At 72.3% G+C, this 11212-nt stretch carries 10 protein-coding genes; 6 read left to right on the forward strand and 4 right to left on the reverse strand.

Annotated elements, in window-relative coordinates; genetic code table 11:
* Positions 1–8: 8 nt before the first annotated feature.
* The 4 genes from AOA12_RS00560 (at position 9) to AOA12_RS00575 (ending at position 4845) form a co-directional block, all read left to right on the forward strand.
* Positions 9–1124 (forward strand): ABC transporter ATP-binding protein, encoded by a 1116-nt coding sequence (locus AOA12_RS00560; RefSeq protein ID WP_054678692.1) that lies wholly within the window; start codon positions 9–11, stop codon positions 1122–1124.
* Complete coding sequence (locus tag AOA12_RS00565) at positions 1121–2824, forward strand: ABC transporter permease (protein ID WP_082405834.1); 1704 nt, start codon at positions 1121–1123, stop codon at positions 2822–2824. Before AOA12_RS00560 ends, AOA12_RS00565 begins: the two co-directional genes overlap by 4 nt.
* Before the next feature lie 62 nt (positions 2825–2886).
* Positions 2887–3990: an extracellular solute-binding protein gene (locus AOA12_RS00570; protein ID WP_082405835.1), complete on the forward strand. Its 1104-nt coding sequence runs from the start codon at positions 2887–2889 to the stop codon at positions 3988–3990.
* A gap of 96 nt (positions 3991–4086) precedes the next feature.
* Complete coding sequence (locus AOA12_RS00575; RefSeq protein WP_054678698.1) at positions 4087–4845, forward strand: tyrosine-protein phosphatase; 759 nt, start codon at positions 4087–4089, stop codon at positions 4843–4845.
* Positions 4846–4989: 144 nt separating this feature from the next.
* Here AOA12_RS00575 and AOA12_RS00580 read toward each other — a convergent pair whose 3' ends face one another.
* Genes AOA12_RS00580 through nucS form a run of 3 tightly spaced genes read right to left on the reverse strand, consistent with a single transcriptional unit; the run spans position 4990 to position 7679 of the window.
* Positions 4990–6234 (reverse strand): hypothetical protein, encoded by a 1245-nt coding sequence (locus AOA12_RS00580; RefSeq protein ID WP_054678703.1) that lies wholly within the window; start codon positions 6232–6234, stop codon positions 4990–4992.
* A 3-nt stretch (positions 6235–6237) separates the two neighbouring features.
* Entirely contained in the window at positions 6238–6924 is a 687-nt protein-coding gene (locus tag AOA12_RS00585) for an HAD hydrolase-like protein (protein ID WP_054678705.1), read from the reverse strand.
* Positions 6925–6983: 59 nt separating this feature from the next.
* The gene (gene nucS, locus AOA12_RS00590; RefSeq protein WP_054678708.1) at positions 6984–7679 is read right to left on the reverse strand and encodes an endonuclease NucS; all 696 of its coding nucleotides are present in this window, start codon (positions 7677–7679) and stop codon (positions 6984–6986) included.
* A gap of 84 nt (positions 7680–7763) precedes the next feature.
* On the opposite strand from nucS, the gene AOA12_RS00595 reads away from it, so the two are divergent.
* A complete protein-coding gene (locus AOA12_RS00595) occupies positions 7764–8765 on the forward strand; it encodes an endonuclease/exonuclease/phosphatase family protein (protein ID WP_054678711.1) in 1002 nt (333 codons plus the stop codon).
* Between the two features lie 64 nt (positions 8766–8829).
* Here AOA12_RS00595 and AOA12_RS00600 read toward each other — a convergent pair whose 3' ends face one another.
* Complete coding sequence (locus AOA12_RS00600; RefSeq protein WP_054678716.1) at positions 8830–10053, reverse strand: MFS transporter; 1224 nt, start codon at positions 10051–10053, stop codon at positions 8830–8832.
* A gap of 50 nt (positions 10054–10103) precedes the next feature.
* On the opposite strand from AOA12_RS00600, the gene AOA12_RS00605 reads away from it, so the two are divergent.
* Positions 10104–11147 (forward strand): LacI family DNA-binding transcriptional regulator, encoded by a 1044-nt coding sequence (locus tag AOA12_RS00605; protein WP_054678719.1) that lies wholly within the window; start codon positions 10104–10106, stop codon positions 11145–11147.
* Positions 11148–11212 lie beyond the last annotated feature (65 nt).

Consider the following 11212-nt stretch of genomic DNA (forward strand, 5'->3'; position numbering starts at 1 on the left):
GGCGCGCAGTGAGCATCAACATCTCGATCCGCGACGTCGTCAAGAAGTACGGCGACGTCACCGTCATCGAGGGCATGTCGCTGGAGATCCGCGAGAGCGAGTTCTTCACCCTGCTCGGCCCCTCGGGCTGCGGCAAGACGACGCTGCTCCGCATGATCGCGGGCTTCAACTCGATCCAGGGCGGCGACATCTACTTCAACGAGAAGCGGATCAACGACGTCGACCCCGCGAAGCGGCGGATCGGCATGGTCTTTCAGAACTACGCGATCTTCCCGCACCTCTCGGTGCGCAAGAACGTCGAGTTCGGCCTGAAGAACGCGAACGTCTCGCGCGGCGAGATCCGCGATCGCGCCCAGGAGTACATCGAGCTCGTGCAGATCGAGCGCTGGGCCGACACGATGCCCGACCGGCTCTCGGGCGGCCAGCAGCAGCGCGTCGCGCTCGCCCGCGCGCTCGTGACCTCGCCCGACGTGCTGCTGATGGACGAGCCGCTGTCGAACCTCGACGCGAAGCTCCGCGTCGAGATGCGCGAGGTGATCCGCGAGATCCAGCAGCGCGTCGGCATCACCACGGTCTACGTCACGCACGACCAGGAGGAGGCCATGGCCGTGTCGGACCGCATCGCCGTCATGCGCGACGGCACGGTGCAGCACCTCGGCACCCCTCCCGAGCTCTACCACCGGCCCCGCAACGAGTACGTCTCGACGTTCATCGGCCGCTCCAACACCTTCACGGCCGAGCTGGACGGCGAGAGCCTGCGCATCGCCGGCCGCGCGTTCCCCCTGCCCGGTCGTCTCTACGACCCGCCCGCGTCGGGTCGCGTGCGCCTCTCGGTGCGCCCCGAGCAGCTCGTCATCGACGAGCGCGGCGACCGCGGCATCCCCGGAACGATCGTGCACAGCGTCTTCCTCGGTCGCACGATCCAGTACGCCGTCGACCTCGAAGACGGCACACAGGTCGAGATCGTCGAGACCTCGCACTTCGCGCAGCCGCTGTCGCCGGGCACGGCCGTGCGCGTCGACGTCGAGACGTCACGCATCAACGTGTTCGACGAGGCCGGCGAGCGCAACCTGCTGATCGGCGCCGACGAGCCGGCCGTCGCGGGCGAGGCGGTGCGCACGTGAGCGCCACCACCGAGCTCGTCGCGCTCGCGGGGCAGGCGCCCCGGCAGCGCCGCAAGCGCTTCGGCTTCGACGTCTGGACCGTCGTGTCGCTCGTGCTGCTGCTCATCTTCGGCGTCTTCCTCGTCTACCCACTGTGGGGCGTCTTCCAGCAGTCGGTGATCGACGCCGAGGGCAACTTCTCCTTCGACAACTTCGCACGCTTCTTCACGAACAACTACTACTTCGTGACGATCCGCAACAGCTTCGCCGTGAGCTTCTGGGTGACGGTCGCGTCGCTCGCCGTCGCGATCCCGTTCTCGTACTTCTACACGTACTTCCGCATCAAGGGCGCGCGACTGCTGTTCATCCTGGCGGTGCTCTCGATCATGTCGGCCCCCTTCATCGGGGCGTACGCGTGGATCCTGCTGCTGGGCCGCAACGGACTCGTGCGCAACATCCTGCAGCCCGTCTGGCCCTTCGAGATCCCCACCGTCTACGGGTTCGGCGGCATCGTCTTCGTGCTGACGCTCAAGCTGTTCCCCCTCGTGTCGGTCTTCATGAACGCCGCCTTCCGCAACGTCGACTCGTCGCTGCTCGAGGCGTCCGCCCTCATGGGGACGACGGGGCTGAAGCGCCTCGGCAGCGTCATCCTGCGGCTCACGATCCCGACCCTGCTCGCCGCATCGCTCCTGGTCTTCATGCGCGCCTTCGCCGACTTCGGCACCCCGCTGCTCATCGGCGAGGGATTCCGCGTGTTCACGGTCGAGATCTACAACCAGTACCTCGCCGAGACGGGACAGGACCACGCCTTCGCGTCGGCGTTGGGCATCGTCGGCATCCTCGTCACGACCGTGATCTTCCTCGGACAGAAGTTCGTCGCCGGACGCTTCAGCTTCACGATCAAGGCCAGCCGTCCGCCGGAGAAGAAGCGACTGCGGGGTCTCGGCGGCGCGGCGGTGTACGTGTACATGTACGGGCTGATCGGGCTCGCCTTCCTGCCGAAGATCTACGTCATCTACCTGTCGTTCCGCAACAGCACGCAGTCGGTGTTCCTGCCGGGGTTCACCCTCGACAACTACACCCGGGCGGCCGACCGCGTGCTGGCCCAGTCGACGTGGAACACGCTCTGGTTCAGCGGCATCTCGCTCGTCATCATCGTGCTGATCTCGGTGCTCATCGCCTACCTCGTCGTTCGGCGGCCGAACCCGATCAACAACGCGATCGACACGCTCGCGATGCTGCCGTACATCATGCCCGGCGCCGTGCTCGCGATCGGCCTCGTCGTCGCCTTCAACGGGCCGCCGCTCGCGCTCACCGGCACGGTCGCGATCATGGTCATCGCGATGGTCATCCGACGGATGCCGTACACGATCCGCTCCGCGACCGCGACGCTCATGCACATGCCGATCTCGATGGAGGAGGCCGCGCGCAGCCTCGGCGCCTCGAAGATGAAGACCTTCTTCCGGGTGACCATGCCGATGATGTCGGCGGGCATCGCCTCGGGCGCGTTCCTCAGCTTCGTGACGCTGCTCACCGAGCTGTCGGCGGCGATCATCCTCTACAACAACCAGACGATCACGCTCACGATGGCCGCGTTCCTCGAGATCTCGCGCGGCAACTACGGCCTCGGCGCGGCGTACTCGTCGATCCTCACCGTGATCACGGCGGTGCTCATGTACGTCTACCTGCGCTTCACGCGCGAGGAGGACGTGCGCCTGTGAGCCGGCGGTCCGACATCCATCCCACCTCATCACCTGCAACACATCCCACGAAGGAGAGACACATGCGTACGCGACGACTCATGAGAACGGGGGCCCTCGGCGCAGCAGCCGTCCTGACCCTCGCGCTCGCCGCCTGCGGCGGCGGCACCGGCTCGGGCTCGGGCTCGGGAACCTCGAACGGCTCGACGGAGAGCGCCGGCAACGAGACCGGGGGCTACGAGAGCAACAAGCTGGTCGTCTACACGCAGCTCGTCGATCACGACGCCGAGGTCTTCACGGAGCTCATCGAGGCGCAGTTCCCCGACATCGAGCTCGAGATGGTCTACGGCAGCACCGGCGAGTCGATCGCCCGCATCAGCGCCGAGTCGGGCAACCCGCAGGGCGACATGATGCTCGGCGGCGCGAACATCCAGGACGGCGACATGCACGCGGCGCTCTTCGAGCCCTGGGTGAGCGACTACGACGACACGCTCGAGCCCGAGTTCCGCTCCTCGAACGGCTACTTCAACTACTACAACGTCGGGGCATCTGTCCTTCTCGTCAACACCGACATCGAGAAGGAGCTCGGCCTCGACATCCAGGGCTACGCCGATCTGCTCGCGCCCGAGCTCAAGGGCAAGGTGCTCTCGGGCGACCCGCTCAAGTCGGCGGGCGCGCTCAGCGGCATCCACGGCATCCACACGGCGCTCGGCCTCGACTCCGACGAGGCGTGGGACTTCATCGACGCGCTCCTGGCGAACGGGCTCGTGATCGGCGCCTCGTCGTCGGCGCAGACGGCCGGCATCGCGGGCGGCGAGTACGCCGTGAGCATCGCGAACGAGAACACCGCCATCGAGCTCATCGCCAGCGGGCTCACGAACGTGCGCGTCGTCTACCCCGAGGAGGGCACGAGCGGTGTCATCACGGGCCTCGGCATCATCAAGGGCGGGCCGAACCCGGAGCTCGCCAAGGATGTCGGCAACTACATCATGAGTCCCGAGGGGCAGGCGGCCATCGCCGTCGAGATGCCGCGGCGCATGACCACGAGCGCCGACATCCCCACGCACGAGCTGCTGCCGCCGCTGAGCGAGATCAACTGGCTCGAGCGCGACTGGGAGTGGGTGCACGAGAACCCCGACGCGCTGCGCAAGGGCTGGGAAGAGCTCTTCACGAAGCACCACAGCTGACCCCCGGTGAGGGCGCCGTCGTCGACGGCGCCCTCACGTCTGCCCCGGCATCCCTCCGGATCTGCGCGATCCGGGCCGAACATCGAAGGAACCCCCATGAGCACCGCTTCGCGAAGCTTCGCCGTCAATCCGCCGCTCGACGTCGAGGGCACCGTCAACTTCCGCACCCCTGCCGGGTATCCCGCGCGATACGGAACCGTGCGCGAGGGGGCGCTCTACCGGTCGGACGGGCTCGACAGGGTGAGCGAGCGCGGCCGCGCGGCGATCGCCCGGCTCGGCCTCTCGCGCATCGTCGATCTGCGCGCGTCGACCGAGGTCGATCGGTCGCCCAGCCTCGTCCCGTCGCACATCGAGACCGTGCAGGTGGAGCTCTACGGCCAGGCGTCCGCCCTGGACGGGGCGGCCCCCCGCCCGCTGGGCGAGATGTACCAGATCATCATGCGGACCCGGCTGCCGCAGATCGCGCGCGCCGTGCAGCTGGTGGCCGACGCCCCGGCGGGCGCCGTGCTCGTGCACTGCACGGCCGGCAAGGACCGCACGGGACTCGTGGTCGCGACGGTGCTGGAGGCCGTCGGCGTCGCGCGCGAGCACGTGCTCGACGACTACGCCGCGAGCGCGGGGAATCTCGCCGGTCCCTGGCTGGACCGCATCGTCGCGCTGTACGAGGAGCGCAACGGGCACGCGGCGAGCGACGAGTTCATGCACCTCGCCGCGACGAGTCCCGCCGAGGTGCTCGGCGCCGTTCTCGACACCGTGGACGAGACCTGGGGCGGCGTGACGCCCATGCTGCGCGCGCACGGCGTGGACGACCGCGTGCTCGACCTCCTGCACGAGCGGCTCGTCGGCCAGGGCTGACGGGCGGGACGAGGCGGGCTTCCGGCGCCGCCCGGGACGGCGCGGGCGGGATGCCGCCGGGTCCGGCGACGCCCGGACTCGGCAGGGGCGGGATGCCGTCCGCGCCGGCGACGGCCCGGCTCAGCGGGCAGCCGGTGGCGCGGATCAGCGCCGGCCGAGGCGGTCGTAGTCGGCGAGGGCGATCGCGTCCTCGGCGTGCCGCATCGCGCGGCGCGCGGCGTCGAGCGCGGCGACCGGGTCCGCCTCGTCGCGGGCCGTGCTCAGCTCCCGCTGCGCCGACGCGAGCCGCACCCGGGCGTCCGCTCCCGCGTGCGACGCCGCCGACTCGGCGCGCAGCACGACGGCATCCGCCGTGCGCAGGGCGCCCGGCAGGGCGGAGCGGGCGCCGTGCAGCCGCTGCTGCGCCGTGCGGGCGTCGCCCACCGCCTGGTCGAGCCGGTCGCGCAGCCGCATCACGGCCTGGGCCGTCGCGGAGGGAAGCCGCGCGGCATCCGTCTCGTGCTGCGCGAGCGCCGCCTCGATCTCGCGCACCTCGTCGCCCAGACGCGCCGCGGCGTCGGGCTCGAGGCCGCCGCGCAGCGCCGTCGCCTGGCGCAGCGCCTCGCGCGCGCGGGCGATCTCGTCGGGCACGGTGCGCGCCGCGTCGGTGACCGCGCGGGCGCTGTTCTCGAAGGCGCGCGCGGCCTCGCGGGCGCGCCGCAGCTGCCGTTCGGCGTCGCTCAGCGGGCGCAGCGCGCTGCGGGTGGGATCGCCGGCGCGCTCCGCCGCGTCGCGGAGCTGCCGATCGGCCTCGTCCAGCGCGCGCGTCGCCTCGTGGGCGGCGCGCTGCGCCTCGGCCCACTCGCGCGGGTCGAACCGCTGCTCCAGCTCGGCGAGCAGCGCCGCGGGGTCGCCGAGCTCGACGCGCAGCGCGGCCGCCCGCTCGCGGGTCGCGGCGACCTGGCGCGTGGCGCTGACGTTGGCATCCATCCACGCCGCGTGATCGGCGCGGGCCCGTGCGATGACCGCCCGGGCCGCGTCGGCGCGGGTCTGGATGCGGGTGGCCGCGCGGCGGATCTCGTCGGGATGGGTGGCGTCGTCGAGCGCGCGGTACTGCTCGAACGCCTCGTCGCGGGCGTGCTGCGCGGTCATGCGCGCGCGGCGCAGGGAATCGGGCGCCGTGCCGTCGTAGAGGGCGCCCGAGAGCTCCACCTCGATGTCGAGCTCGGCGACAGCGTCGTCGAGGATCACGAGCGCGACGCCCGCCGCGGTGCGCTCGGCCTCCGCCGCCTGCCGCGCCTTCGGCGAGCGCCGGCTGCGCCGCAGCGCCCAGACCCCGCCGGCCAGCAGCAGCGCCGCGAGACCGAGGCCGACGACGGTCGGAACGAGCCAGGACCAGACGGCATCCACGGTCTACGCCTCGTCACCGCTCTCGACGAGCAGCAGCGCGCGCAGCTGGGCGACGTCGTCGACGACGGCGTGCGCGCCCTCCGACTCGTGCGGCCAGCTGAACCCCCAGCGCGCGAAGACGACGGGGATGCCGTACTCCGCGGCGCCCTCGATGTCGTGGTGCCGGTCGCCGACGAGGATGGGACGCGACGTGTCGGCCCCCTCGGCACGCAGACGCTGCAGGGCCTCGCCGATGACCGCGGCTTTGCTCGCGAGCGTGCGGCCGTCGGCCGACTCGCCAACCGTGGCACGCAGGTGCGGCGCGATGCCGAAGTGCTCCATGAGCGCGACGACCTGGTCCTCGGGCTTCGAGCTCGCGGTCGCCTGGGCGACGCCCGCCGCGTCGAGGTCGGCGATGAGCTCGACGATGCCGGGATACGTGCGGGCGCCCTCGGTGAACCCGTGCGCGCGGGCGATGGCCCGGTAGTGCACGACCGCCTCGGCGGCCTGCTCGGGGGTCATGTCCGCGTTCTCCTGGAACGACACGTGCAGCGGCGGGCCGATCCAGTGCGCGAGCTCCTCGGGGCGCGGCGAGGGCAGCCCGAAGTCGGTGAGCGTGCGGTCGAGGCGCGTGAGGATGCCTTCCGACGCGTCGACGATCGTGCCGTCGACGTCCCACAGCACGCAGGTCCAGGGCGATCGGGGGGTCATCCCCCCAGCGTAACCGCGCCCCTCGCCCCCGCCGAGCCCGCGCGCTCCGCGCCCGAGGGTCAGAAGAGGCGGGGGATGCCGGACTCGGTGCCTTTCATGTCCTCGTAGTCGAGGGTGACGCAGCGGATGCCGCGGTCGGCGGCGAGCACCTTCGCCTGGGGCTTGATCTCCTGGGCGGCGAAGACGCCGGTCACGGGGGAGAGGTGCGGGTCGCGACCCAGCAGCTCCAGGTAGCGGGTGAGCTGCTCGACGCCGTCGATGTCGCCGCGGCGCTTGACCTCGACGGCGATCGTCCCGCCGGCGGGGTCGCGCAGCAGCAGGTCGACGGGGCCGATCGCGGTCGGATACTCGCGTCGCACGAGCGTGAGCCCGTCGCCGATGATCCCCACCTGCTCGGCGAGCAGTCGCTGCAGGTCGGCCTCGACGCCGTCCTTCTGCAGGCCGGGGTCGATGCCCAGATCGTGCTGCGAGTCGTGCAGCACCTCGTAGATGCGCACGAGCAGCGCGTCGCCGGTCTTGGCGTGCGTCACCCGCCAGTGCTCGACGACCCCCGCGGCGCCCGACTCGGCATCCGGCTCTTCGACATCGAGCCGGCAGGGCGGGCTCATCCAGTTGAGCGGCTTGTACGACCCGCCGTCGGAGTGCACGAGCAGCGACCCGTCGCCCTTGTGCACGAGCAGCCGCGTCGCGAGCGGCAGGTGCGCGTTGAGGCGGCCGGTGTAGTCGACGGAGCAGCGGGCGATCACGAGTCTCACCGCTCCACGGTACCCGGCCGACGCCCATGCGGGATCTGCGACGATCGTGGGGCCGCACCGCACGCCGCCGAGAGGGGCACCCGTATGATCTCGCGTCCACGTACGACGGCGCGCCCGCGTCTGGGCCTCGTCCTGACGCTGCTCGTCGGCGCGCCGCTGGTCGTGCTGCTCGTCTGGCCGCAGGCGTTCGGGGCCGAGCAGGCGATGCTCGTCGCGCACGCGCTGTCGTTCCGCACGGCGCTGGCGATCGGCCTCGGCGTGCTCGCGCTGGCGTTCGCCGCGATCGCCCTGGCCCGCCGCCGCTGGGGCGTCGCGGCGGCGCTCGCGGTGCTGCTCGGCGTGGCATCCGTCGCGAACGGCGGCATCATGCTCGCGCGCGGCTCGCACGGCGCCCTCGCCGAGGGCGAGCTGGTGGTCGTCGCGTGGAACACGCACGAGCGGTCGACGCGCCCCGCCGAGATCGCCCGGCTGGCGCTCGAGACGGATGCCGACATCGTCAGCCTGCCCGAGACCGGCTCGCGCACCGTGACCGAGGTCGTGCGGCTGCTCGCCCTCGAGGGGAAGCGGATGGTCGCCGACACCGCCTACGGCCCCGACGGCAGCACGTGGCTGCCGACGTCCCTGCTCGTCTCGGCCGACCTCGGGGAGTACCGGATCGACGCCGCGGCGGGCTCGACCCCCGGCATCCCGAGCGCGGTGTGGCGGCCGGTCGGCGGCGACGGCCCCACGATCGTGGCCGCGCACCCGATGCCGCCGCTGCCCAGCATGTTCGGCCGGTGGCAGGACGGCCTGGCGTGGATCGCCGACCGCTGCGACGACCCGACGGTGATCGTCGCGGGCGACCTGAACGCGACGGTCGATCACTTCGCGACCGCTCTGGCGGGCGGATGCCGGGATGCCGCCGCCGAGGCCGGTGCCGCCGCGGTGGGCACGTGGCCGGCATCCGTGCCGGTGTGGATCGCCGCGCCGATCGACCACGTGCTCGTCGGGTCGGCGTGGGAGGTGCGCGGCGCGACCGTGCTCACCTCCTACGACGAGGCCGGCAGCGACCACCGCCCGATCGTCGCGGTGCTCGCCCCGCGGTGAGGCGTCGCCGTGGCGCCACCGAGCGTGGCACCACCGGGCGCGGCGACGCTCAGCGCGCCCCCGCTCAGTGGTGCCCGGCGCCCACGGTGGAGCCGGCGACGGGCTTCGCGGCGCCCGAGGCGAGGCCCGAGACGACGATGAGCCCGACGATGATCCACAGGGTGGGCAGGATGCCGATCTGGTGGCTGATCCAGCCGAGCGCCGGCGGGCCGGCGAGGAACGCCAGGTAGCCGATCGTCGCGGCGGCCGACACGGATGCCGCGGCCTTCTCGGGGTCGTCGGCGGCGGCGGACATGCCGAGGGGGAAGCCCATCGACGCCCCGGCGCCCCACAGCGCGATGCCGACGAAGGCGAGCGGCACGTTCGGCGCGAGGATGAACAGCACGAGCCCGCCGCCGGCGAGCACCGCGAGGATGCGCAGCGTCCACACGCGGCCGAACCGGTCGACGAGCGGACCGCCGATGACGCGGAACACGGTCATCGCGATCGAGAACACGGTCAGCGCGATGGCGCCCGTCGCCTCCGACTGCGCGTGTCCGTCGACCATCGCGATCGCGAGCCAGTCGTTGGCGCTGCCCTCGGCGAACGCCATGCCGAGCATGATCGCGCCGATCGCGTAGATGCGCGGCTCGCGCCACACCGCGAGCGCCGCGACGAACCGCTCCCGACGGCTCGGCGCGGCGGCGTCGTCATCGCCGGCGGCGGCGCGCACGGGCACGGCGCCCAGCCCGACGATGCCCGCCGCGATCATGAGCGCGGCGACGCTCCACAGGTGCCAGCCGACGCCGACGCCCCACGCCGCCATCGCGATGCCGGCTCCCGCGCCGGCGACGGTGCCGAAGCTGAAGAAGGCGTGGAACAGCGGCATGAGCGTGCGCCCCGTCGCCTGCTCGGCGGCTGCGGCCTCGACGTTCATGAGGATGTCGGTCGAGCTCATGCCGACGCCCATGATCGCGAGGCCGACGGCCGTCAGCGCGAACGACTCGGCGACCTGCACGCCCACGCCCACGACGGCCATGCCGCCCGCGAGCGCGGCGAGCGTGCCGTACATCCCGCGACGGGCGCCCCAGCGGGCGACGACGACATTGGCGAGCGAGAGGCCGATGAGCGAGGTCGCCCCCGACACGAACAGCAGGGCGCCGATGCCCTGGTCGTCGGTGCCGAGCGCGGTCTTGACGGCGGGCAGGCGAGAGGCCCACGAGGCGAAGCCGAAGCCGCAGACGAAGAAGATGGCGAAGATCGCCAGGCGCCACCGGGTCAGCTGCGCGCGCGTGAGGGTCGTGTCCACCGCATCAGTGTATCGAATCGATTCGACGTCGGTATCGCTACGATGAGGGCATGACGACGCGTCGGGTGACCATCGCCGACGTCGCGCGCGCCGCGGGAGTGTCGGCGTCCACGGCATCCGTCGCGTTCAGCGGGAAGGCGCCGATCTCTCCCGAGACCAGCCGCCGCGTGCGCGATGCCGCCGCCGCGCTCGGCTACGCGGGCCCCGATCCCCGCGCCGCGTCGCTGCGGCGCGGGCGCAGCGGCATCGTCGGCGTGGTCTTTCCGCAGCACCTCGCGCACGCCTTCCGCGACCCCGTCAACATCCTCATGATGGACGGCCTCGCCGACGCGGTCGCCCCCCTCGGCGCGGGCCTGCTGCTCCTGCGCGCGGATGCCGGCGCCGACGGCCCCACGCTCCTGACGGCGCCCATCGACGCGGCCGTGCTGCTCGCGTGCGACGACGCGATGCGCGAGCAGGTCGCCGTGCTCCGCTCCCGCGGCGTCCCGGTCGTCGCGATCGAGTCGAACGCGGGCGACGACACCGCGGTCATCACGCTGAACAATCGCGAGGCGCAGGGCGAGGCTGCCCGGCACGTGCGCGACCTCGGTCACGAGCGGGTCGCCGTCGTGGGCCTGCCGCGCGGCGGCGGGGCCGGGCCCGGATGGCTCGCCGACGCCGACGAGATCAGCGTCGAGGTCACGCGGGCGCGCCTGCAGGGCGTGCGCGACGTCTACCCCGACGCGCCGGCCTATCTCACGCGCGCGACGTCGATCGACGAGGGCCTCGCAGCGGGGCGCGTGCTGCTGGGCGATCCCGCGACGCGCCCGACCGCGGTGATCGCCCAGAGCGACCTGCTGGCGGCCGGCGTCATCCGCGCCGCGGAGGAGGCGGGGCTGCGGGTGCCCGACGACCTCAGCGTCACGGGCTTCGACGGCGTGCGCGTCGACGGGCTGACCCCCTACGAGCTGACCACGCTCGTGCAGGATGCCGGAGCCAAGGGCCGTGCGGCCGGCGACGCGGTCGCGAGCATGCTCGCGGGCGGCGAGCCCGACGCGGTCGCGCTCGAGTGCGCCTTCCGCCTCGGGAACACGACCGCCCCGCCGTGGCGTTGATCGACCCCGGTGACGCGTCTCGCCGCGAAACCCGCGCCGTCAGTGTCATATGCGCCCGTTAGAAT

The organism is Microbacterium sp. No. 7, from assembly GCF_001314225.1.
In the GTDB taxonomy this organism is placed as follows: Bacteria; Actinomycetota; Actinomycetes; order Actinomycetales; family Microbacteriaceae; genus Microbacterium.